Genomic DNA, 22204 nt, shown 5'->3' on the forward strand with positions numbered 1-22204 from the left:
GGGGAACTATTTCAGGCCGGGCCCCTACTCCGAAAGTCGGGCTGTGTGAAGACCCCGCAGAGAGGGTCCGGCTCGCGACGGGGTTGCGCCGGAGCGCTCGCGAAGGTCGGCGGGAGGGGTCGGCGGGAAGCCTCCGCGAAGGTCCGCGGGAGGGCTCCGCGAGGGTCGGTGCGAGGACTCCGCGAAGGGCGGCGGTAGGGCCCCGCGAGGGTCGGCGGGAAGGGTCGGCGAGGGTCGGTGTGAGGGCCGCGCGAGCGTCGGTGCGAGGGCTCCGTCGCGGGCGGCGTCATGCCGCGGTGGGAGTCCGCGTGGAGCTACGGTGGCTGGTGTGCCGTCGGCCGCGTGTCCGGTACGCGGGACGGGGTGACTGGTGGCACGCGGTGCCCGATACGGTGGAAGCACCATGAGCGCATCGCAGACCTCAGACGTTCCCACCCTTCTCGTCAAGATCTTCGGGAAGGACCGTCCCGGGATCACCGCCGGGCTCTTCGACACCCTCGCCGCCTACTCCGTCGACGTCGTGGACATCGAGCAGGTCGTCTCCCGCGGCCGCCTCGTCCTGTGCGCGCTCGTCACCGAGCCGACCGTCGCCTCCCAGGGCGAGCTGCGGGCGACCGTCCACAGCTGGGCGGAGTCGCTGAAGCTCCAGGCCGAGATCATCTCCGGCACCGGTGACAACCGTCCGCGCGGCAGTGGCCGCTCGCACGTCACCGTGCTCGGACACCCGCTGACCGCCGAGCAGACCGCCGCCATAACGGCGAGGATCGCCGGGACCGGCGGCAACATCGACCGTATCTTCCGGCTGGCGAAGTATCCGGTGACGGCCGTCGAGTTCGCCGTCTCGGGCTGCGAGACCGAGCCGCTGCGGACGGCCCTGGCCACCGAGGCGCACGGCATCGGGGTGGACGTGGCCGTGGTCTCGGCCGGACTGCACCGCCGCGCCCAGCGCCTGGTCGTCATGGACGTCGACTCCACGCTCATCCAGGACGAGGTGATCGAGCTCTTCGCGGCGCACGCCGGCTGCGAGGACAAGGTCGCCGAGGTCACGGCGGCCGCGATGCGCGGCGAACTGGACTTCGAGCAGTCGCTGCACGCGCGTGTGGAGCTGCTGGCCGGGCTCGACGCCTCGGTGGTGGACAAGGTCCGCACCGAGGTGCGGTTGACCCCCGGTGCCCGCACCCTCATCCGTACGCTCAAGCGGCTCGGGTACCAGGTCGGTGTGGTCTCGGGCGGGTTCACCCAGGTCACGGACGACCTCAAGGAGCGGCTGGGGCTGGACTTCGCCTCGGCCAACACCCTGGAGGTCGTGGACGGGAAGCTGACGGGCCGGGTCACCGGCGAGATCGTGGACCGGGCGGGCAAGGCGCGGCTGCTGCGCCGGTTCGCGGCGGAGGCGGGTGTGCCGCTGTCCCAGACCGTGGCGATCGGCGACGGCGCCAACGACCTCGACATGCTGAACACGGCCGGGCTCGGCGTGGCCTTCAACGCCAAGCCGGTGGTGCGCCGGGCCGCGCACACCGCGGTGAACGTCCCGTTCCTCGACACCGTCCTGTACCTCCTGGGGATCACCCGCGAAGAGGTCGAGGCGGCGGACGGCGACGAGGATCTGCTGCACTGAGTGCACCCTGCGTATACGGCGGAAGGCCCGGTCACCCCTCGGTGACCGGGCCTTCCGGCATACGCCGGGGGGTCAGCTGTGCGGCGCCCAGTAGTCGACCAGGGTGCCCTTGCCGAGCTCCAGGGACTTCCAGGAGCCGTCGAAGGACAGGACGGAGAAGGCGGCGGTCGGGAAGCCGCTCCGGGTCATCCGGGCCAGCGCATCGCCCTCGGCCGAGCCCGCGAGGGAGTCGGAGAGCGCGTGCATTCCGGGGTTGTGGCCGATGAGGACGACGGACCGCACCTCGTCGGAGACCTCGTTGAGCAGGGCGACCAGCTCGCCGGGCGAGGCATCGTAGAGCCGCTCCTCATAGACGGTCCTGGGGCGGTGCGGCAGCTCGTGAACGGCCAGCTTCCAGGTCTCGCGGGTCCTGGCGGCGGTCGAACAGAGGGCCAGATCGAAAGTGATCCCGGTGTCGGCGAGCTTGCGGCCCGCCACGGGGGCGTCCGTGCGGCCGCGCTCGGCGAGCGGTCGCTCGTGGTCGGACACCTGGGGCCAGTCGGCCTTGGCATGCCGGAGCAGCACAATCCTGCGGGGTGTATCGACGCTCATGGACTCCAGCTTCCCATGAAACGGGCCGCCGGGCGCAGGGTGTTGGGTCTGCCGCGGGCGGTGGGGTCAGCGGGGCAGTGTCTGCTGGATCTGCTCCAGGAGACGGCCGACCGACGGGTCCCCTTGGGCGGCGTGGGCCCCGCCCGGTCCCGCTATGAGAAGGAAGAGGGCGACGAACGCGGCCACGGGCAGGGCCAGCACCCACCAGGGCAGCCGGGTGTCGACGCCGCCGGTGGACGGCGGCGGGGTCCGGGTGTGCGTGCGGGCCGGCATGGCCGCCTCCGTGGGTCGGGACGACGTCCGCAGCGGTGACTGCGGCGATGTCCCCACGCTACGGAGCGTGGACCGGCGGGCCCATCCGGTGATCCACCCACTTCACCCTGACACTCGCCCCCTAGGGGATGGAGGGGATAACCCCACCGGAGTGCGGGGCACCGAGGCGGAGCCCGCCGCAGGTGTCCGCCGGCACGACGGAGGCCGGCACGACGGGGACCGGCCGGCGGGGGTCGAGGATCAGGGGGAGGCGAACGTGGCGATGACGGCGATGACGACCGAGATCCCGAGCATCGCGCCGAGCACGAGCAGGAGCTTCTTCTGGCCGTTCTGAGGGTTCGGGTCGAGCACTGGCATGGAGACAGTCTCGCATCTCAGCATTGGTCCTCGACGGTCCGGGCCCTGCCCGCGAGGGTGCCGACGATCATCTGCGGGATCATCAGCCCGGCCATCAGCGCGAGGGGCAGTCCCCAGCCGCCGCTGTGCTGGTAGAGCACGCCCACCAGGAGCGGGCCGGGGATGGAGATGAGGTAGCCGACGCTCTGCGCGAAGGCGGAGAGCCGGACGACGCCCGCGCCGGTGCGGGACCGCAGGCCGATCATGGTGAGCGCGAGCGGGAAGGCGCAGTTGGAGACGCCGAGGAGCAGCGCCCAGACCCAGGCGCCCCCGGCGGGGGCCAGGTAGAGGCCGCTGTAGCCGACGAGGCCGCAGAGGCCCAGGGCGACGACGATCGGCCCCTGGGTCCTGAGCCGGGTCGCGAGGCCGGGGATGACGAAGGCGAGCGGGACGCCCATCACCATCGTGACCGCGAGCAGCACACCGGCCGTGCCGGCGGGGACGCCGGCGTCGCGGAAGATCTGCGGCATCCAGCCCATGGTGATGTACGCGCCGGTGGCCTGGAGGCCGAAGAAGGCGGCGAGGGCCCACGCGGTGCGGCTGCGGGTGATCCGGAGCGGAGCGGCGGCCGGGGCGCCGGCCTCGGCGCCCCCGGGGGCGGTGCCGGCGGTCGACCGCGCACCCCGGTCGCGCACGAGCGGGATCCAGGGCAGGACGGCGAGGGCGGCGAGGACGGCCCACACACCGATGCCCATGCGCCAACTGCCGCCCATCGCCTGGGTCATGGGCACGGTGGCAGCGGCGGCCAGGGAGGTGCCGAGGGCGAGCGCCATGGAGTAGAGCCCGGTCATGGTGCCGACGCGACCGGGGAAGTACCGCTTGACGATCACGGGCATCAGGACGTTGCTGACGGCGATCCCCATGAGGGCGAGGGCGCTGGCGGCGAGGAAGCCGACGGTGCCGGAGGCGAAGGGGCGGACCGCGAGGCCCGCGAAGATCGCCGCCATGCCGGCGCAGACGACGGCGGCGGGGCCGAAGCGGCGGGCGAGACGGGGCGCGGTGATGCCGAAGACCGCGAAGCAGAGCGGGGGGACGGAGGTGAGGACGCCGGCCACGCTGCCGCTCATGTGGAGCCCGTCGCGGACCTCTTCGAGGAGGGCGCCGAGGCTGGTGATGGCGGGGCGGAGGTTGAGCGCGGCGAGCACCAGTGCGACGACGACGAGCCGGGTGATCCAGACGGCCGGACGGTCCGGTGCGGGAGAATCCCCCGTGGCGGCGGCCGTGGCGGTGACGGGGGTGCGGGCCGACGGGGCGGCCGTCTTGAGGGTCTGCGGCTCGTCATGCATGAGCGCCATCATAGAATCATGGGATGATTGGTTGTCCAATCCGGAACGAGTCCGGAACGGGCCGGAACCGATCCGGACCGAAATGGAAGGTGTGCCATGGCGCTCGGCTCTCCCCGGCGTTCCGGGCTCTCCGATCAGGTGATCACGGAGCTGCGGAACCAGATCACCTCGGGTGAGTGGCCGGTCGGTTCACGGATCCCGACCGAACCGGAGCTGGTCGAGCAGCTGGGCGTGGCCCGCAACACCGTCCGCGAGGCCGTGCGGGCGCTCGCGCACAACGGGCTGCTCGACATCCGGCAGGGCTCGGGGACCTACGTCGTCGCGACGAGCGAGCTGGCGGGGGTCATGCACCGGCGGTTCGCCGGGTCCGATCCCCGGCACATCGCGGAGCTGCGCTCCACGCTGGAGTCCTCGGCGGCGCGGCTCGCGGCGCAGCGGCGCACGGACCGCGACCTGAAGCAGCTGGACGCCCTGCTCGCGGGGCGCGAGGAGGCGTTCGCCTCGGGGGACACCGAGCGGTTCGTGATGGCGGACGGCGCCTTCCACCACGCGGTGGTGATCGCCTCCCACAACGAGGTGCTGACCGAGCTGTACGCCGACCTCGGTCACGTCCTGCGGCAGTGGCTGCGCGACGACGTGGGTCAGGAGCTGCGGCCGGAGCACCACATGGACCACGGGCGCCTGGTGGAGGCGATCCGGGCCGGCGACGCGGAGACGGCGGCGGCCGAGGCGGCCGGGTATCCGTTCATGTGCCTGAGGAACCTGGGGACGACGGGAGGGGCTCGGCCGGCTGGTGCGTGAGCCAGGCGGAGCGGACCTCCTTCCAGCAGCGGCCGGTGAGCTGGGCGTATGCGGTGGGGCCGACGTCCACGGGGGCACTGTCGGTGTCCACGTCCCACCAGCGGTCGCACTCGACGTGCAGCCGGACGCGGTCGGTGGTGGGATACGGGTTCTGGCAGTACGCGACGACCCGGGAGCCCACGATCTCCGTACGGCACGAGGCCCCGAAGTTCTCCGGCGCCCGGGCCGTCGGAACCGGGGCCTCCTCCGCGGGGGCGGGAGCGGCACGGACCTCGGCGGCGACGGCGAGTCCGGCGAGAAGAGCGACGGCCGACGCGAGAGCGGCGACCCTGCGGTGCGGCGCGCGCATGCCCGTACCTCCTCCCCATTAGCCGGATGTCACGCTCTGATCCAGTTTGGGGTGGGTCGCCGGACTTTTCGACTCGGGGGGCGCGCGGCCGGTACGCGGGGGGTGGGCGGGCGGTACGACGAAGGCCGGGCGGGCCTCCGTGGAGGGCCGCCCGGCCTTCGTCAGGTCGTCGCCTGTGCGAGCGCCTACGCGCCGATCGCGTGCAGACCGCCGTCGACGTGGATGATCTCGCCCGTGGTCTTCGGGAACCAGTCGGACAGCAGGGCGACGACGCCCTTGCCCGTCGGCTCCGGGTCGGCGAGGTCCCACGCGAGCGGGGACCGGGTGTCCCAGACGGCGGCCAGGTCGGAGAAGCCGGGGATCGACTTCGCGGCCATCGAACCGAGCGGGCCCGCGGAGATCAGGTTGCAGCGGATGTCCTGCTTGCCCAGGTCACGCGCCATGTAGCGGCTGGTGGCCTCCAGCGCGGCCTTGGCCGGGCCCATCCAGTCGTACTGCGGCCAGGCGAACTGCGCGTCGAAGGTGAGGCCGACGACCGAGCCGCCCTGGTGCATCAGCGGCAGCAGCGCCATCGTCAGGGACTTCAGCGAGAAGGCCGAGACGTGCATGGCGGTGGCGACGGACTCGAACGGCGTGTTCAGGAAGTTGCCGCCGAGCGCGTCCTGCGGGGCGAAGCCGATGGAGTGGACGATGCCGTCGAGCCGGTCACCGAGGTGCTCGCGGACCTGGCCCGCAAGGCGGGCGAGGTGCTCGTCGTTGGAGACGTCGAGCTCCAGGACTTTCACCTTGTCGGGGTGGGGCAGCTTCTTGGCGATGCGCTCGGTCAGCGTCGGCCGCGGCCAGGCGGTGAGGATGATCTCCGCGCCCTGCTCCTGGGCCAGCTTGGCGGTGTGGAAGGCGATGGAGGACTCCATCAGCACACCGGTGATCAGGATGCGCTTGCCCTCGAGAATTCCGCTCATGGTGATCAGTGACCCATGCCCAATCCGCCGTCAACCGGGATGACGGCTCCAGTGATGTACGAGGCGTCGTCGGAGGCGAGGAACTTCACCGCTGCGGCGATCTCCTGGGGCTGCGCGTAGCGGCCCAGCGGCACCTGGGACACGATGCCCGCGCGCTGCTCCTCGGTCAGCACCGCGGTCATGTCGGTGTCGACAAAACCGGGGGCGACGACATTGAACGTGATGTTGCGCGAGCCGAGCTCACGGGCCAGGGAGCGGGCGAAGCCGACCAGTCCGGCCTTGGAGGCGGCGTAGTTCGCCTGCCCCGCCGAGCCGAGGAGACCGACGACCGAGGAGATCAGGACGACGCGGCCCTTCTTGGCCCGCAGCATGCCGCGGTTGGCGCGCTTGACGACCCTGAAGGTGCCCGTCAGGTTGGTGTCGAGGACGGAGGTGAAGTCCTCCTCGCTCATGCGCATCAGGAGCTGGTCCTTGGTGATCCCGGCGTTCGCCACCAGGACCTCCACCGGACCGTGCTTCTCCTCGATCTCCTTGTACGCCTGCTCCACCTGCTCGCCGTCGGTGATGTCGCACTTGACGGCGAGACAGCCGAGATCGGTCAGGGCGGCCGGCGGCTCACCGGACCGGTACGTGATCGCGACCTTGTCGCCGGCCTCGGCGAACGCGCGGGCGATGGCGAGGCCGATGCCCCGGTTTCCTCCGGTGACGAGAACCGAGCGGCTCAACGGATCACCCTTTCGATAGCGGTCTGGATACCGAAAACCTATCGGTCCGCTTCCTTCCGCGAGGACACGGCCCCTGACAGTGGCGTACGGATGTCACTGTCGGGTCCCTACATAAAGCTCTGGGCGCGGCGGCCCAAAGCGCGACATGATCGGGGATGACCGGTCTCACACGACAGGAGACAGCTGTGCCATCTGGCATCCATTCCCTCGACGCGGCCTTCACGGCACTGCCGCTGCGGGCGCTCGCCGACGCGGCGCTCGCACGCGCGCGTGCCCTCGGCTCCGACCATGCCGACTTCCGTCTGGAGCGGGTGCGCAGCGCCTCGTGGCGGCTGCGCGACGCCAAGCCCTCGGGTTCATCGGACACCACGGACCTCGGCTACGCGGTGCGGGTGGTGCACGGCGGGGCGTGGGGGTTCGCCTCCGGGGTCGACCTCACCATGGACGGGGCGGCGCGGGTCGCCTCGCAGGCCGTCGCCATGGCCAAGCTGTCCGCCAAGGTGATCGCCGCGGCGGGCTCCGACGAGCGCGTGGAGCTGGCCCCCGAGCCGGTGCACGCGGAGAAGACCTGGATCTCCTCGTACGAGGTCAACCCTTTCGACATCCCCGGTGCGGAGAAGAGCGCGCTGCTCGCCGACTGGAGCGACCGACTGCTGCGGGCGGAGGGCGTGGCGCACGTGGACGCCTCGCTGATGACCGTCCAGGAGAACAAGTTCTACGCGGACACCGCGGGCACCGTCACCACCCAGCAGCGGGTGCGGCTGCACCCGCAGCTCACCGCGGTCGCCGTCGACGAGACGACGGGCGAGTTCGACTCCATGCGGACGATCGCGCCGCCGGTCGGGCGGGGCTGGGAGTACCTGACCGGCACCGGCTGGGACTGGGCCGCCGAGCTGGAGCGGATCCCGGAGCTGCTCGCCGAGAAGATGCGCGCACCGAGCGTGGAGGCGGGGACGTACGACCTGGTCGTCGACCCGTCGAACCTCTGGCTGACGATCCACGAGTCGATCGGCCACGCCACCGAGCTGGACCGGGCGCTGGGGTACGAGGCGGCGTACGCCGGTACCTCGTTCGCCACCTTCGACCAGCTGGGGAAGCTGGCGTACGGCTCGTCGATCATGAACGTGACGGGCGACCGCACCGCCGAGCACGGCCTCGCGACGGTCGGGTACGACGACGAGGGCGTCCAGGCGCAGAGCTGGGACCTGGTGAAGGACGGCACGCTCGTCGGCTACCAGCTGGACCGGCGGATCGCGCAGCTGACGGGCCTCGGCCGGTCGAACGGCTGCGCGTTCGCCGACTCCCCCGGGCACGTGCCGGTGCAGCGGATGGCGAACGTCTCGCTCCAGCCGGACCCGGGCGGGCTCTCCACGGAGGACCTGATCGGGGGCGTCGAGCGGGGCATCTACGTGGTCGGCGACCGCTCGTGGTCGATCGACATGCAGCGGTACAACTTCCAGTTCACCGGACAGCGCTTCTTCCGCATCGAGAACGGCAAGCTGGCCGGGCAGCTGCGGGACGTCGCGTACCAGGCGACGACGACCGACTTCTGGGGCTCGATGGAGAAGGTCGGCGGCCCGCAGACGTACGTCCTGGGCGGCGCGTTCAACTGCGGCAAGGCCCAGCCGGGCCAGGTCGCGGCGGTCTCCCACGGCTGCCCGTCCGCCCTCTTCCGGGGCGTCAACATCTTGAACACCACGCAGGAGGCGGGACGATGACCGGTCACCACGGAATCTGCCGGGGGTCCGGGGGTCGGCCCCCGGGCAAGCACAGTTTGAACACCACGCAGGAGGCCGGTCGATGAGCTCCCGTATCACCAAGCCGCACGAGATCGTCGAGCGGGCGCTCGAGCTGTCCCGGGCGGACGGCTGTGTCGTCATCGCCGACGAGGAGTCCTCCGCCAACCTCCGCTGGGCGGGCAACGCGCTCACGACGAACGGCGTGACCCGGGGCCGTACGCTCACGGTCGTCGCCACCGTGGACGGCGCTCAGGGGACCGCGTCCGGTGTGGTCTCGCGCTCGGCCGTGACCCTCGACGACCTGGAGCCCCTGGTGCGGGCGGCGGAGGCCGCCGCACGGGCCGCGGGGCCGGCCGAGGACGCCCAGCCGCTCGTCGAAGGCGTGGACACCTCCCCGGACTTCATCGACGCGCCGGCCGAGACCACCTCCGCCGTCTTCACGGACTTCGCGCCCGCGCTCGGCGAGGCCTTCGCCCGCGCCCGGGCGGGCGGCCGTGAGCTGTACGGCTTCGCCAACCACGAGCTGACCTCGACCTACCTGGGCACGTCGACGGGGCTGCGGCTGCGGCACGACCAGCCGAACGGCACCCTGGAGCTCAACGCCAAGTCGCCGGACCGCTCGCGCTCCGCGTGGGCCGGGCGTTCGACGCGGGACTTCAAGGACGTCGACCCGGCGGCGCTCGACGCCGACCTGGCGAAGCGGCTCGGCTGGGCGGAGCGCAGGATCGAGCTGCCCGCCGGGCGGTACGAGACGCTGCTGCCGCCGACCGCCGTGGCCGACCTGCTGATCTACCAGCTGTGGTCGTCGGCGGCCCGGGACGCGGTGGAGGGCCGTACGGTCTTCTCGAAGCCCGGCGGCGGCACCCGGCTCGGCGAGACGCTCTCCCCGCTGCCGCTGACCCTGCGCAGCGATCCGAACGAGCCGGGTCTGGAGTCCGCGCCGTTCGTGATCGCGCACTCCTCGAGCGACGACTCCTCCGTCTTCGACAACGGTCTGCCGCTGCCTCCGATCGACTGGGTACGGGAGGGGAGGCTGGAGCACCTGATCACCACGCGGCACACCGCGGGCCTCACCCGCCTGCCCGTGGCGCCCGGGGCCGGGAACCTGATCCTGGACGGCGGAGGCGAGCGTTCGCTGGAGGAGATGGTGGCCTCCACCGAGCGGGGGCTGCTGCTGACCTGCCTCTGGTACATCCGCGAGGTCGACCCGGCGACGCTGCTGCTGACGGGGCTGACCCGGGACGGCGTCTACCTCGTGGAGAACGGGGAGGTGGTCGGCGAGGTGAACAACTTCCGGTTCAACGAGTCGCCGGTGGACCTGCTGTCGCGGGCCTCGGAGGCCGGCCGGACCGAGAAGACGCTGCCGCGCGAGTGGAGCGACTGGTTCACCAGGGCGGCGATGCCCGCGCTGCGGGTGCCGGACTTCAACATGAGCTCGGTCAGCAAGGGCGTGTGACCCGCCTAGACTGAGGGACGGCGTGACGACTATCGATCAAGGAGACCGGACACCGTGACGGACATCGTCGACGAGCTGAAGTGGCGCGGGCTGTTCGCCCAGTCCACTGACGAGGACGCATTGCGCAAGGCTCTCGCGGACGGTCCCGTCACGTTCTATTGCGGTTTCGACCCGACCGCGGCCAGTCTCCACGTCGGTCACCTGGTCCAGGTGCTCACCGTCCGCCGGCTCCAGCAGGCCGGTCACCGGCCGCTGGCGCTGGTCGGCGGGGCCACCGGCCAGATCGGCGACCCGCGGCCGACGGCCGAGCGCACCCTGAACGACCCCGAGACGGTCGGGAACTGGGTGAACCGGCTGCGGAGCCAGATCGAGCCGTTCCTCTCCTTCGAGGGGGAGAACGCGGCGGTCATGGTGAACAACCTGGACTGGACCGCGAACATGTCCGCGATCGAGTTCCTGCGGGACATCGGCAAGCACTTCCGGGTCAACAAGATGCTGACCAAGGACTCGGTCGCCCGGCGGCTGGAGTCCGAGCAGGGCATCAGCTACACCGAGTTCAGCTACCAGCTGCTCCAGGGCATGGACTTCCTGGAGCTGTACCGGCGTCACGGCTGCACGCTCCAGCAGGGCGGGTCCGACCAGTGGGGCAACCTGGTGGCCGGCCTCGACCTGATCCACAAGCTGGAGCCGGGCGCCGACGTGCACGCGCTGGCGACGCCGCTGATGGTCAAGGCCGACGGCACGAAGTTCGGCAAGACCGAGGGCGGGGCCGTCTGGCTCGACCCGGAGATGACGACGCCGTACGCGTTCTACCAGTTCTGGCTGAACGTGGACGACCGGGACATCTCGACGTACATGCGGATCCTCTCCTTCAAGTCCCGTGAGGAACTGGAGGAGCTGGAGCAGCTCACCGCCGAGCGGCCGCAGGCGCGGACCGCCCAGCGGGCCCTCGCCGAGGAGCTGACGACGCTGGTGCACGGCGCCGGGCAGTGCGCGGCCGTCATCAACGCCTCGAAGGCGCTCTTCGGTCAGGGCGACCTGGCCGAGCTGGACGAGGCCACGCTGGCCGCCGCGCTCTCCGAGCTGCCGCACGCGCGGGTGGCCGAGCTCGGGCAGGTCGTGGACCTGTTCGTCGAGGTCGGTCTGGCGCCGAGCAGGTCGGGCGCGCGCCGGACGGTGAAGGAGGGCGGGGCCTACGTGAACAACGTGAAGGTGACCGCCGAGGACGCCGAGGTGTCGGCGGACGAGCTGCTGCACGGCCGCTGGCTGGTGCTGCGCCGGGGCAAGAAGAACCTGGCGGCGATCGAGGTCGGCGCGCAGGGCTGACGGCCCGGGGCATGACGTGACGGAGGCCGGTACGCGCACGGGGCGCGTACCGGCCTTCGCCGTGTCCGTGGCCTTCGCCGTGTCCGTGGCCTCCGCATGGCCGTGGCCTCCGCCGTGGCCTCCGCGTGACCGTGGCCGTCACGTGGCCCTGGCCTTCACGCTCGTTGCTTGTTGCTCCTGATCGCGTTCCAGACCATGTCGCCCAGGAACACCACGAGGACCGCGCCGGCGAGTTGGAGCAGGTGGCGTGTCCAGTCGATGCCCTTGGTGTCCTCGACGCCGATCCAGGTCGCGACGGAGTTACCGAGAACACTGCCGATGATGCCGAACACGGTCGTCAGCCACAGCGGGATCTCCTGCTTGCCCGGGATGATCGCCTTGGCGATCAGGCCGAGCACGAAACCCACGATGATTGCCCACAACCAACTCATGGTCGCCTCCTCATGCGGCGCAATCTGCGCATGTGGGCCCAGTCTCGGCCCATCCGCCATACGCCGCATGTCGGAAGGGGCCATACGTGACCCGGTCTGCTCCGTCTCGGACGTCGGGCGTACCGTGGAGACAGGTCCGGACCGGGGAGGGTCCGGCGTGGACGGTGGTGGTGGAACGCGATGCGGAAGCACGGCGGTACAGAGGTCTTCCGGATCACCGGAGCCCGTCAGGGCCTGACCGACGATGTGCGCGGCCGGGAGCGCCGGTATGTGATCTCCATGTCGGTGCGGACGCTGTCCGTCATCGCCGCGGTCGTCCTGTGGAACGTCGAGCGTCATGTGGCGATCGTGGCGCTGGTGCTCGGTGCGCTCCTCCCCTATGTCGCGGTCGTCATCGCCAACGCCGGGCGGGAGAGGCCGCCGGCCCTTCCCTCCACGTTCGTACCGCCGCCGAGCCGGCCCGAGCTCCCCCTCGGGGACGTCGCCGCGGACGCGGGAACGGAGCCGCGGAAGGACGCGGGAACGGAGGCGGGAACGGAGGCTCCCGCGGAAGGCCACGCGGAGCGTTCCCCGGGTCAGAGTTGATCACCACGGCCCGCACGAAGCTCAAGAAGAGCTCAGATCAATCATGAAGTTCCAGTGCACCTGACCCCATCCCCCGTGACATACTGCCTACGCGCTCCGCATCCCCCGTCGGAGCGACGGACCGATGCCGGGCAGCTCCCCCCGTGGCTGCTCGGCATCGCCATTGCTGGACAATGACCGTGTGATCAATCCGGTGAGTGACGAGACCCCGATCGAGACGCCGATCTGCTCCGCCAAGGGCTGCCGCGCCGACGCCGTGTGGGTACTGGCCTGGAACAACCCCAAGCTGCACACGCCGGAGCGCCGCAAGACCTGGCTCGCCTGCGAGGAGCACCGCGAGCATCTCTCCCAGTTCCTGGGTGTACGGGGATTCCTCAAGGACGTCGTCCCGCTCGCCGAGTGGGAGTCACCCACCGATCGCTGACATCGGGCGCTCGGGCTGCAGGAAGCTCGGGTCGTCCAGACCCGACCCGGCCTTCTTGCCCCACATCGCCAGCTTCCAGATCCGGGCGATCTCGGCATCCGGTGCCTCCGAGCGCAGCGCGGCCCGCAGGTCGGTCTCCTCGGTGGCGAAGAGGCACGTGCGCACCTGACCGTCGGCGGTGAGCCGGGTCCGGTCGCAGGCCCGGCAGAACGGGCGGGTGACGGAGGCGATGACGCCGACCGTGTGCGGTCCGCCGTCCACGACCCAGCGCTCGGCGGGGGCCGAGCCGCGTTCGTCCGCGCCCTCGGGGGTCAGCGTGAAGCGGGTGCGCAGCGACTCCAGGATGTCGCCCGCGGTGATCATGCCGTCCCGCTTCCAGCCGTGCTGGGCGTCGAGCGGCATCTGCTCGATGAAGCGGAGCTCGTACGCGTTCTCCACGGCCCATGCCAGCAGGTCCGGGGCCTCGTCGTCGTTGAGTCCGGGCATCAGGACCGCGTTGACCTTGACGGGCGTGAGCCCGGCCTCGCGCGCGGCGGCCATGCCGTCGAGCACGTCGTGGTGGCGGTCGCGGCGGGTCAGGGTCTTGAAGACCTCGGGCCGCAGGGTGTCCAGGGAGACGTTGACCCGGTCGAGTCCGGCCGCCTTCAGTGCGGCGGCGGTGCGCTTGAGTCCGATGCCGTTGGTGGTCAGGGACATCTTGGGGCGGGGCTCCAGGGCCGCGCATCGCTCGACGATGCCGACGAGCCCGGGGCGCAGCAGCGGCTCGCCGCCGGTGAAGCGGACCTCCGTGACGCCGAGGTCGGTGACCGCGATCCGTATCAGCCGGACGATCTCGTCGTCGGTCAGCAGATCAGGCTTGGCCAGCCACTGCAGGCCCTCTTCCGGCATACAGTACGTACACCGCAGATTGCATCGGTCGGTGAGCGAAACACGCAGGTCAGTGGCGACACGGCCGTAGGTGTCGATGAGCACGGTGTGCCCCCTCCCTGTCGTTCGGTGATTTCTCCAACGAGCCTACGCGAGAGGGCCGACAAGCAGCAGAGCCGATTGGAACGAGGACCGGAGCGGCCTCGTCGTAGGACTCTACGACGAGGCCGCTCCGCGATCGCTCACCGTGTACGGATCAGTGCGCTCCGACACCGGTGAGGGACTTGACCTCGAGCTCCGCGTACTTGCCCTTGTCCGGCTCCTCCTTGGAGAGGAGCGAGCCGAGCCAGCCGAGGAGGAAGCCGAGCGGGATCGAGACGATGCCGGGGTTCTCCAGGGGGAACCAGTAGAAGTCCACGGTCTTGAACATCGAGGTGGGCTTGCCGGAGACGACCGGCGAGAAGAGCACCAGGACGACCGAGGAGATCAGACCGCCGTAGATCGACCAGAGCGCGCCCTGGGTGGTGAACCGCTTCCAGAACAGGCTGTAGAGGATCGTCGGCAGGTTGGCCGACGCGGCGACGGCGAAGGCGAGGGCGACCAGGCCGGCGACGTTGAGGTCGCGGGCGAGTGCGCCGAGCGCGATCGAGACGACTCCGATGAGGACGGTGGCCCAGCGGGCCGCGCGGACCTCCTCCTTCTCCGTGGCCTTTCCGCGCCGGATGACGTTGGCGTAGATGTCGTGCGCGAAGGAGGACGACGAGGCCAGCGTCAGTCCGGCGACCACGGCGAGGATGGTGGCGAAGGCGACGGCGGAGATCACCGCGAGCAGGATCGCGCCGCCGGTGGAGCCGGAGCCGCCGCCGATCTCCAGGGCCGCGAGCGGGGCGGCGGTGTTGCCCGCCTTGTTCGAGGCGATGATGTCGCTGTTCTTCAGCAGGGCCGCGGCGCCGAAGCCGAGGACGATCGTCATCAGGTAGAAGGCGCCGATGATGCCGATGGCCCAGTTGACCGACTTACGGGCGGCCTTGGCGGTCGGCACCGTGTAGAAGCGGATCAGGATGTGCGGCAGGCCGGCGGTGCCGAGGACGAGCGCGATGCCGAGCGAGATGAAGTCCAGCTTGGAGATGCCGGTGGCCCCGTACTTGAGCCCGGGCTCCAGGAAGGCCGAACCCTTGCCGCTGTTGGTGGCGGCCGCGCCGAGCAGGTCGGAGAGGTTGAAGCCGAACTTCAGCAGGATGAGGAAGGTGATCAGGAGCGTGCCCGCGATGAGCAGGACGGCCTTGACCATCTGCACCCAGGTGGTGCCCTTCATGCCGCCGATGGTGACGTACACGATCATCAGGACGCCGACGAGGGCGACGATGGCGATCTTGCCGCCGTCGCTGGTGATCCCGAGGAGCAGCGAGACGAGCACGCCCGCGCCGGCCATCTGCGCGAGCAGGTAGAAGATCGAGACGACGATCGTGGAGGTGCCGGCGGCGGTACGGACCGGGCGCTGGCGCATCCGGTAGGCGAGGACGTCGCCCATGGTGAACCGGCCGGAGTTGCGCAGCGGCTCGGCGACCAGGAGCAGGGCGACCAGCCAGGCGACCAGGAAGCCGATCGAGTACAGGAAGCCGTCGTAGCCGAAGAGCGCGATGGCGCCCGCGATGCCGAGGAAGGAGGCGGCGGACATGTAGTCGCCGGAGATCGCGAGGCCGTTCTGGAAGCCGGTGAACTGGCGGCCGCCGGCGTAGAAGTCGGCGGCGCTCTTGGTCTGGCGGCCGGCCCAGACGGTGATGACGAGCGTGGCGACGACGAAGGCCCCGAAGAGGGTGATGATCAGCGGCCGGTGCTCGCTGGTGGCGTTGCCCGCCGCGAGGAGAAGAGTGCTGCTCACGCGCCGGCCTCCGGGTTCTCCATGCGGGACTTGATGGCGTCGGCCTTCGGGTCGAGGCGATTGGCCGCGTGCCGCGAGTAGAGCCAGGCGATGAGGAAGGTCGTGGCGAACTGCCCGAGGCCGAGCACGAGGGCCACGTTGATGTTGCCGAAGACCTTGGTGCCCATGAAGCCGCCCGCGTAGTTGGAGAGCAGCACGTAGAGCAGGTACCAGGCGATGAAGGCGATCGTCAGGGGGAAGGCGAAGGAGCGGTACGTGCGGCGCAGTTCGCCGAACTCCGCACTCTCCTGCATCTCGACGAACGCCTCGGTCGTGGGCTGGGCGGGGCCGGTGGGGGCGTCCGTTCCGCCTGGGGGTGGCGGCAGTGCTTCGGTTGCCACGGAATCTCCTCGCGACGCGGGTGCTGTGGGCATGGACAAAGGGGCCTCACTGGGGGGATGGGGGACGGGGCTCCGTGCGGAGCTCCTCCCCTGCACAACGGCACGGGGCGCGCGGCGAAGCGGTTCATCGGGAGTGGTTTTCTTCCTGGATCTTCCTCCGGATCTGCATCAAGTCCTCTCAACTCATTGATGAGGCGGGAAGATCAGCGATAGCTTCACTCGTCATGCACCTGTCCGTCCGCAATCCGCGGTCGGGCAGTACATACGGATGATGTGGAGAACCCATGGCTCATCTGGGATCGAGACGCGGCCGAGTACTCGCTCTGCCTGTCGGTCTCGCGCTCACGGCCTCGCTCGGCTTCCTTCCGGCCGGCGCGTCCGCCGCCGAACTGAGCGATGCCCCGGCGACGCCCGCCGTCTCGACGAGTGCCCCGAAGCTGTCCTACGTCGTCAACGTCGACGGACGGCGCGGGACGACCGCCTCGGTGAAGAAGGCGATATCCAGGGCCGGCGGCACGGTGGTCATCTCCTATGACCAGATAGGCGTGATAGTCGTCCACTCGCAGAACCCCGAGTTCGCGAAGACGATTCGCAAGGTCCGCGGTGTGGTGTCGGCCGGATCGACGCGCACCGCCCCGCTCTCCGTCCAGACGGACACGTCCGTCGGCGAGGGCGGCCAGGCGCTCACCCCGTCCGAGGCCACCGCCGCCGCGGCCCGCGCCGACGAAGCCCAGGACGCGCTCGAGCCGCTGCAGTGGGACCTCCCCGCCATCAAGGCGGACAAGGCCCACCGCAAGACGCTCGGCAGCAGGAACGTCACTGTCGGCGTGATCGACACGGGTGTCGACGACACCCACCCGGACCTGGCGCCGAACTTCGACGCCCGCGCGTCCGCCAACTGTGTGACCGGCAAGCCGGACATCACCCCCGGCTCGTGGCGTCCGAACCCGGGCGAGAGCGACCACGGCACGCACGTCGCCGGCACCATCGCCGCCGCCAAGAACGGCACCGGCATCACCGGTGTCGCGCCGGGCGTGAAGGTCTCGGGCATCAAGGTGTCCACCCCCGACGGCTTCTTCTACACCGAGGCCGTCGTCTGCGGCTTCGTGTGGGCGGCCGAGCACGGCGTCGACATCACCAACAACAGCTACTACACCGACCCGTGGCTGTTCGCGTGCAAGAACGACGACGACCAGAAGGCCCTGATCGAGGCCGTCACCCGTGCCACCCGCTACGCGGAGCGCAAGGGCACGGTCAACGTGGCGGCGGCCGGCAACTCGGACATGGACCTGTCGGCGGACGAACTCACGGACGCCACCAGCCCGAACGACACCACGCCGGTGACCCGGGTCGTCGACCCCAAGGAGTGCCTGGACTACCCGGCGATGCTGCCCGGCGTGGTCACGGTCTCCGCGACGGGTGCCAAGGACCTGAAGGCCTCGTACTCCAACTACGGTCTCGGTGTCGTCGACATCGCGGCGCCCGGCGGCGACCGCACCGAGTACCAGACCCCGGAGGCGCCGGCGATCAACGGCCGGATCCTGTCGACCACGGTCAACGGCGGCTTCAACTACAAGGCCGGTACGTCGATGGCCTCGCCGCACGCCGCCGGTGTGCTCGCGCTGCTGAAGTCGACGCACCCGAAGGCGAGCCCGGCCTCGCTCAAGGCCCTGCTCTACGCGCAGGCCGACGACCGCGCCTGCACCAACCCGTACGACATCGACGGTGACGGCGCCGTCGACGCCGTCTGCGAGGGCGGCAAGAACAAGAACGGCTTCTACGGAACCGGTCTCGTGGACGCGCTCGACGCGGTCCGCCGGTAGGCGCATGCCTTAGGCGCACATGCGGAGGGGCCCTGGTGTGGTGCGCCACGCCGGGGCCCCTTCGCGTGGCACCGGGTGCCATCATGCGCGGATGGACAACACAGTGCGTACCGGTACGGAGTTGTTGTGGTCGGCCCTGGGCGGTGATCCCGCCCTGCTCGACCGGGTCGCCCACACAGGCACCTCGGGGCTGCTGCCGGCGCGGCTGCCGGTGATGGACCTGGCCCGGGCGACGGTCGCGGTCGCGGGTCTCGCCGCGGTGGAGCGGGGCGGTCTGCCGGGGAAGGTCCGGGTGGACGACGGAGCCGTCGCCACGGCCTTCGTGAGCGAGCGTCACCTGCGGGTGGACGGCCGGGCCCCGGTGAGCTTCGCGCCGCTGTCCCGCCTCTGGCGCGCCTCCGACGGCTGGGTCCGTACGCACGCCAACTATCCGCACCACCGGACGGCGCTGCTGTCCGCGCTGGGTGTGCGGGAGGAGTCGGTGGAGGCCGTGGCGGCGTCGGTCGCCGAGCGGAAGGCCGTCGAGACGGAGACGGCGGTGTACGCGGCCGGGGGGCTGGCGGTCGCCCTGCGCACCCCCGAGGAGTGGGCGGCGCACGAGCAGGGCCGTGAGGTGGCGGCGCGGCCGCTGCTGACGCGGGAACGGCTGGACGACGCGGCCCCGCGACGGCGCTCGGGCCCGCTGCGGGTCCTGGACCTGACCCGGGTCCTCGCCGGGCCGGTCGCGACCCGCACGCTGGCGCTGCTCGGTGCGGACGTGCTGCGCGTGGACCCGCCGGGCAATCCCGAACTGCCCGACCAGCACGCGGACACGGACGTCGGCAAGCGGACGGCCGCGCTCGACCTGGACAGCCCGGCGGACCGGCGTGCCCTGGGTGAGTTGCTGGACGCGGCGGACGTCCTGGTCACCGGCTACCGCCCCGGCGCCCTGGACCGTTTCGGTCTGCACCGGCCCGGTCTGGTGGTCGCGCGGCTCTCGGCGTGGGGCGACTACGGGCCGTGGGCCGGGCGGCGCGGCTTCGACAGCCTGGTGCAGGTGGCGACCGGGATCGCGGTGACCGAGGGGTCGGCGGACCGGCCTGGGGCGCTGCCCGCACAGGCCCTGGACCACGGCACGGGCTATCTGCTGGCGGCGGCCGTGCTGCGGTCCCTGACCGAGCAGGAGAGGGACGGCGGCACGCGTCTCGTACGCCTGGCCCTGGCGCAGACGGGGCACTGGCTGACGCACGCCCTGCCCCGGTACGAGCCGGAGCGGTACCTCACGGAGACGGACGGCCCGCTGGGCCGGCTGCGGCACGCGCTGTCGCCCGTCTCGTACGAGGGCGGCCCGGCGGGCTGGTCGCGCCCGCCGGGCGTCCAGGGCGGGGACGATCCGGTGTGGCTCGGCACGTGAGGGCGGTGCCTGAGGGCCGGCCGCCGGCAGGATCCGGCTACGGCTTGACGAGGACCTTCAGCGCGGTGCGCTCGTCCATGGCCTTGTAGCCGCCCGGGACACCGTCGAGGCCGACCGTCAGGTCGAAGACCGGGGAGGGGTCGATGGTGCCGTCGAGGATGTCCGGGAGCAGCTCGGGGATGTACGCCCGGACCGGCGCGACGCCGCCGCGCAGGGAGATGTTCCGGTCGAACATGACGGAGAGGTCGAGTCCCGTACCGCTGCCGTGCGGAACGCCGACGTAGCCGATGGTGCCGCCGTCGCGGGCGATCGCGACGGCCGTGCGCATCGACTGCTCGGTGCCGACGGCCTCGATGACGGCGTGGGCGCCCTGGCCGCCGGTGAGCTCGCGGACGGCGGCCTCGGCGGCCTCGCCGCGTTCGGCGACGACGTCGGTGGCGCCGAAGGTGCGGGCGATGTCGGTACGGACGGTGTGGCGGCCGAGCGCGATGATCCGCTCGGCGCCGAGCCGCTTCGCGGCGAGGACACCGCACAGGCCCACGGCGCCGTCGCCGACGACCGCGACGGTGGAGCCCTTGCGGACGCCCGCGCCCAGGGCGGCGTGGTGGCCGGTGCCCATGACGTCGGAGAGGGCGAGGAGCGCGGTGAGCAGGCGGTCGTCGGAGGCGGCCTCGGCGGGCAGCTTGACGAGCGTGCCGTCGGCGAAGGGGACGCGGACGGCTTCGCCCTGGCCGCCGTCGGAGCCGACGGAGCCCCAGAAGCCGCCGCGCGGGCAGGAGGTCTGCAGGCCCTCGGAGCAGTACTCGCAGGTGCCGTCGGACCAGACGAAGGGGGCGACGACGAGGTCGCCGGCGGCGAAGCCGGAGACGTCCGCGCCCGCCGCCTCGACGATGCCGAGGAACTCGTGTCCGATGCGCTGACCGGGCTGCCGGGCCGCCTCGCCGCGGTAGGCCCACAGGTCGCTGCCGCAGATGCAGGCGCGCAGGACCCGGACGACGACGTCGGTGGAGTCCTGGACCACGGGGTCGGGCACGTCCTCCACGCGCATGTCGAACGGGGCGTGGATGGTGGTGGCGCGCATGGGGGGCGGTCCTTGCTCTCAGTCGGCGGTGCTCCGATCACCGTACGCCTGTGTGAGCACCCCCGCAGTCAGCAGGTACTGGGCGGCGATGTAGGTGGCCATGACCCAGAACGCGGAGGCCGGCGGCCGGGGCCACTCGGCGATGCCGGTCGCGATGAGGGTGTCCGAGAGCAGGAACAGCGCGCCGCCCGCGCCGGCCGTGAGCCCGAGGGAGCCGGAGCGGCAGGCCAGGGCGGTGAGCAGGAGCGAGTAGCCGACGACGGGTATCCGCAGCTCGGCGGGGAGGTCGGGCCACAGGAGCGCGACGGTGCCGAGGAGGACGGCGGTGTAGGCGAGGCCGAGGGGGACGGAGGCCCTGCGGCGGCCGAAGAGGATCAGGTAGCAGACGTGCCCGGCGGCGAAGGAGCCCATCCCGGCGAGGAAGGCCCCGTCGGCGTCGGAGAGCAGGAGGACGTCGCCGCCCCAGCCGAGGAGCAGCGCGGCGAGGAGGAGTTTCGGGGCGCCTCGGGTGGCGGCGTACGCGGCGAGCAGCGGCATGAGCAGCGGCTTGGCGATCCGGTGTCCGAGATCGGCGCCGGCGAGGAGGGAGACCAGGTCGACGGCGACGGCGAGCGCGAAGGCGGCGAGGAGGGCGCGGGAGAGCGCGCTCGCCACGGCGGGAGGGGGCGTGGCCGTGGCTCCCGCGGTGGTCGCATCCGGGGGCGCGGCCGTGGTCGTGGTCGCATCCGGGGCCTTGGCTTTGGCTTTGGCGGTACGGGCGCTCATGTGGCGGGCTCCGCGGCGGCGGGGCCCGCGGCCTCGCCGGCGGCGGGTCGGGGCGTGGCGTCCGGCTGCCAGCCCGGCCCCCTCAGGACCCGCCCGGCGCGCTCGCGCCAGCTGGTCGCGGCCCGGACGTCACGGGCGATGGCGGCGTACTCGTGGGTGGCGACGCGCAGCGGGTTGTACGTCTCGATGTTCTTGGTGAGCCCGTAGACGGGCCGCTCGGTCTCGCCGGCCCAGGAGCCGAACAGCCGGTCCCAGACGATCAGGATCCCGCCGAAGTTCCGGTCCAGGTAGCCGCCCTGCGAGGCGTGGTGGACGCGGTGGTGGGAGGGGGTGTTGAGGACGTACTCGAAGGGCCGGGGCAGCCGGTCGACGCGCTCGGTGTGGATCCAGAACTGGTAGACGAGGCTGACCGAGGAGCAGAAGGCGACGGCGGCCGGGTGGACGCCGAGCGCGACCATCGGCAGGTAGAACGGCCACGAGGTGACGCCGGTCCAGGGCTGGCGGAGCGCGGTGGAGAGGTTGAACTTCCGGCTGCTGTGGTGCACGACGTGGCTGGCCCACAGGATCCGGACGACGTGGTGGCCGCGGTGGGACCAGTAGTAGAAGAAGTCCTGGGCGAGCAGCATCAGCGGGATGGTCCACCACAGGACGGGGACGCGGAGCGGGGTCAGCCCGTAGACCGCCGTGTAGAGCGCGACGACCGGGATCTTCCACAGGAGGTCGAAGAAGAGGCTCCCGAGGCCCATGCCGATGCTGGTGGCGGCGTCCTTGGCCTCGTACCCGGCGGCGTCCTCGTCGGGACGGAGCCGGTAGCTGACCATCTCCACGACGGTGAGCAGGACGAACGCCGGTATGGACCAGAGCACGACATCGGGCAGGTTCGGCATGCCGACGACGGTAGGGGCGCGGGTCGGGCCGCGACTAGACGCCGTTACCCACAAGTATGCGAGACGACTTGTCAGCAGGCTTTGGCACCTTCCGACAACGTGGGCGCCGGCTCCGGGCAGGGCGGCCCGGAGCCGGTCGAGGCGGACGCCCAGACGGACGCCGA

23 protein-coding genes are annotated in these 22204 nt (G+C 71.3%); 9 read left to right on the top strand and 14 right to left on the bottom strand.

Features of this window, described 5'->3' with window-relative positions; genetic code table 11:
* The first annotated feature begins 403 nt into the window (after positions 1 to 403).
* The gene (gene serB, locus M5362_RS17565) at positions 404 to 1618 is read left to right on the top strand and encodes a phosphoserine phosphatase SerB (RefSeq protein ID WP_260228517.1); all 1215 of its coding nucleotides are present in this window, start codon (positions 404 to 406) and stop codon (positions 1616 to 1618) included.
* 72 nt (positions 1619 to 1690) lie between these two features.
* On the opposite strand, the gene M5362_RS17570 is transcribed toward serB, so the two are convergent.
* From M5362_RS17570 to M5362_RS17585, 4 genes are all read right to left on the bottom strand, one after another.
* The gene (locus tag M5362_RS17570; RefSeq protein ID WP_260228518.1) at positions 1691 to 2209 is read right to left on the bottom strand and encodes a histidine phosphatase family protein; all 519 of its coding nucleotides are present in this window, start codon (positions 2207 to 2209) and stop codon (positions 1691 to 1693) included.
* A 66-nt stretch (positions 2210 to 2275) separates the two neighbouring features.
* Positions 2276 to 2482, bottom strand: coding sequence for a hypothetical protein (locus M5362_RS17575; RefSeq protein ID WP_260228519.1), 207 nt, complete (start codon positions 2480 to 2482; stop codon positions 2276 to 2278).
* A gap of 240 nt (positions 2483 to 2722) precedes the next feature.
* Positions 2723 to 2839, bottom strand: a complete 117-nt coding sequence (locus M5362_RS17580) for an SGM_5486 family transporter-associated protein (protein ID WP_260228520.1) — start codon at positions 2837 to 2839, stop codon at positions 2723 to 2725.
* 17 nt (positions 2840 to 2856) lie between these two features.
* Positions 2857 to 4164, bottom strand: a complete 1308-nt coding sequence (locus tag M5362_RS17585) for an MFS transporter (protein WP_260228521.1) — start codon at positions 4162 to 4164, stop codon at positions 2857 to 2859.
* Positions 4165 to 4260: 96 nt separating this feature from the next.
* Here M5362_RS17585 and M5362_RS17590 point away from each other — a divergent pair, with 96 nt between their 5' ends.
* Positions 4261 to 4965 (top strand): FadR/GntR family transcriptional regulator, encoded by a 705-nt coding sequence (locus M5362_RS17590; RefSeq protein WP_260228522.1) that lies wholly within the window; start codon positions 4261 to 4263, stop codon positions 4963 to 4965.
* Here M5362_RS17590 and M5362_RS17595 read toward each other — a convergent pair.
* The 3 genes from M5362_RS17595 to fabG form a co-directional block, all read right to left on the bottom strand.
* A complete protein-coding gene (locus tag M5362_RS17595) occupies positions 4910 to 5314 on the bottom strand; it encodes a hypothetical protein (RefSeq protein WP_260228523.1) in 405 nt (134 codons plus the stop codon). The two genes, M5362_RS17590 and M5362_RS17595, sit on opposite strands and share 56 nt — an antisense overlap.
* 185 nt (positions 5315 to 5499) lie before the next feature.
* A complete protein-coding gene (gene fabI, locus M5362_RS17600) occupies positions 5500 to 6276 on the bottom strand; it encodes an enoyl-ACP reductase FabI (protein WP_260228524.1) in 777 nt (258 codons plus the stop codon).
* Positions 6277 to 6281: 5 nt separating this feature from the next.
* Positions 6282 to 7001: a 3-oxoacyl-[acyl-carrier-protein] reductase gene (gene fabG / locus M5362_RS17605; RefSeq protein ID WP_260228525.1), complete on the bottom strand. Its 720-nt coding sequence runs from the start codon at positions 6999 to 7001 to the stop codon at positions 6282 to 6284.
* Positions 7002 to 7198: 197 nt separating this feature from the next.
* On the opposite strand from fabG, the gene M5362_RS17610 reads away from it, so the two are divergent.
* The 3 genes from M5362_RS17610 (at position 7199) to tyrS (ending at position 11522) form a co-directional block, all read left to right on the top strand.
* Positions 7199 to 8719, top strand: coding sequence for a TldD/PmbA family protein (locus M5362_RS17610; RefSeq protein ID WP_374214493.1), 1521 nt, complete (start codon positions 7199 to 7201; stop codon positions 8717 to 8719).
* An 82-nt stretch (positions 8720 to 8801) separates the two neighbouring features.
* Positions 8802 to 10196, top strand: a complete 1395-nt coding sequence (locus M5362_RS17615; protein ID WP_260228527.1) for a metallopeptidase TldD-related protein — start codon at positions 8802 to 8804, stop codon at positions 10194 to 10196.
* A gap of 54 nt (positions 10197 to 10250) precedes the next feature.
* Entirely contained in the window at positions 10251 to 11522 is a 1272-nt protein-coding gene (gene tyrS, locus M5362_RS17620) for a tyrosine--tRNA ligase (RefSeq protein ID WP_260228528.1), read from the top strand.
* A gap of 155 nt (positions 11523 to 11677) precedes the next feature.
* On the opposite strand, the gene M5362_RS17625 is transcribed toward tyrS, so the two are convergent.
* Entirely contained in the window at positions 11678 to 11953 is a 276-nt protein-coding gene (locus M5362_RS17625) for a GlsB/YeaQ/YmgE family stress response membrane protein (protein ID WP_260228529.1), read from the bottom strand.
* A gap of 180 nt (positions 11954 to 12133) precedes the next feature.
* Here M5362_RS17625 and M5362_RS17630 point away from each other — a divergent pair, with 180 nt between their 5' ends.
* Both M5362_RS17630 and M5362_RS17635 read left to right on the top strand, forming a co-directional pair.
* The gene (locus M5362_RS17630) at positions 12134 to 12538 is read left to right on the top strand and encodes a DUF3099 domain-containing protein (protein WP_260228530.1); all 405 of its coding nucleotides are present in this window, start codon (positions 12134 to 12136) and stop codon (positions 12536 to 12538) included.
* A gap of 193 nt (positions 12539 to 12731) precedes the next feature.
* Positions 12732 to 12962, top strand: coding sequence for a hypothetical protein (locus M5362_RS17635; protein WP_260228531.1), 231 nt, complete (start codon positions 12732 to 12734; stop codon positions 12960 to 12962).
* Here M5362_RS17635 and moaA read toward each other — a convergent pair.
* The 3 genes from moaA to M5362_RS17650 all read right to left on the bottom strand — a co-directional run bounded on the left by moaA (position 12945) and on the right by M5362_RS17650 (position 16091).
* Entirely contained in the window at positions 12945 to 13934 is a 990-nt protein-coding gene (moaA, locus tag M5362_RS17640) for a GTP 3',8-cyclase MoaA (RefSeq protein WP_260228532.1), read from the bottom strand. The genes M5362_RS17635 and moaA overlap by 18 nt on opposite strands.
* 151 nt (positions 13935 to 14085) lie before the next feature.
* Complete coding sequence (locus M5362_RS17645; protein WP_260228533.1) at positions 14086 to 15711, bottom strand: cation acetate symporter; 1626 nt, start codon at positions 15709 to 15711, stop codon at positions 14086 to 14088.
* On the bottom strand, positions 15708 to 16091 hold the full coding sequence (locus M5362_RS17650; RefSeq protein ID WP_260228534.1) for a DUF485 domain-containing protein: 384 nt from the start codon (positions 16089 to 16091) through the stop codon (positions 15708 to 15710). Before M5362_RS17650 ends, M5362_RS17645 begins: the two co-directional genes overlap by 4 nt.
* Before the next feature lie 284 nt (positions 16092 to 16375).
* On the opposite strand from M5362_RS17650, the gene M5362_RS17655 reads away from it, so the two are divergent.
* The gene (locus M5362_RS17655; RefSeq protein WP_260228535.1) at positions 16376 to 17914 is read left to right on the top strand and encodes a S8 family serine peptidase; all 1539 of its coding nucleotides are present in this window, start codon (positions 16376 to 16378) and stop codon (positions 17912 to 17914) included.
* A 91-nt stretch (positions 17915 to 18005) separates the two neighbouring features.
* Complete coding sequence (locus M5362_RS17660; protein ID WP_260228536.1) at positions 18006 to 19307, top strand: CoA transferase; 1302 nt, start codon at positions 18006 to 18008, stop codon at positions 19305 to 19307.
* A gap of 37 nt (positions 19308 to 19344) precedes the next feature.
* Here M5362_RS17660 and M5362_RS17665 read toward each other — a convergent pair whose 3' ends face one another.
* Genes M5362_RS17665 through M5362_RS17675 form a run of 3 tightly spaced genes read right to left on the bottom strand, consistent with a single transcriptional unit; the run spans position 19345 to position 22040 of the window.
* Positions 19345 to 20388, bottom strand: coding sequence for a zinc-dependent alcohol dehydrogenase family protein (locus M5362_RS17665; protein WP_260228537.1), 1044 nt, complete (start codon positions 20386 to 20388; stop codon positions 19345 to 19347).
* 18 nt (positions 20389 to 20406) lie between these two features.
* Complete coding sequence (locus tag M5362_RS17670) at positions 20407 to 21153, bottom strand: lysoplasmalogenase (RefSeq protein WP_260228538.1); 747 nt, start codon at positions 21151 to 21153, stop codon at positions 20407 to 20409.
* A complete protein-coding gene (locus tag M5362_RS17675) occupies positions 21150 to 22040 on the bottom strand; it encodes a sterol desaturase family protein (RefSeq protein ID WP_260228539.1) in 891 nt (296 codons plus the stop codon). Before M5362_RS17675 ends, M5362_RS17670 begins: the two co-directional genes overlap by 4 nt.
* Positions 22041 to 22204: the final 164 nt, after the last annotated feature.

The sequence above is a fragment of the Streptomyces sp. Je 1-79 genome (assembly GCF_025195125.1).
Taxonomy (GTDB): Bacteria; Actinomycetota; Actinomycetes; order Streptomycetales; family Streptomycetaceae; genus Streptomyces.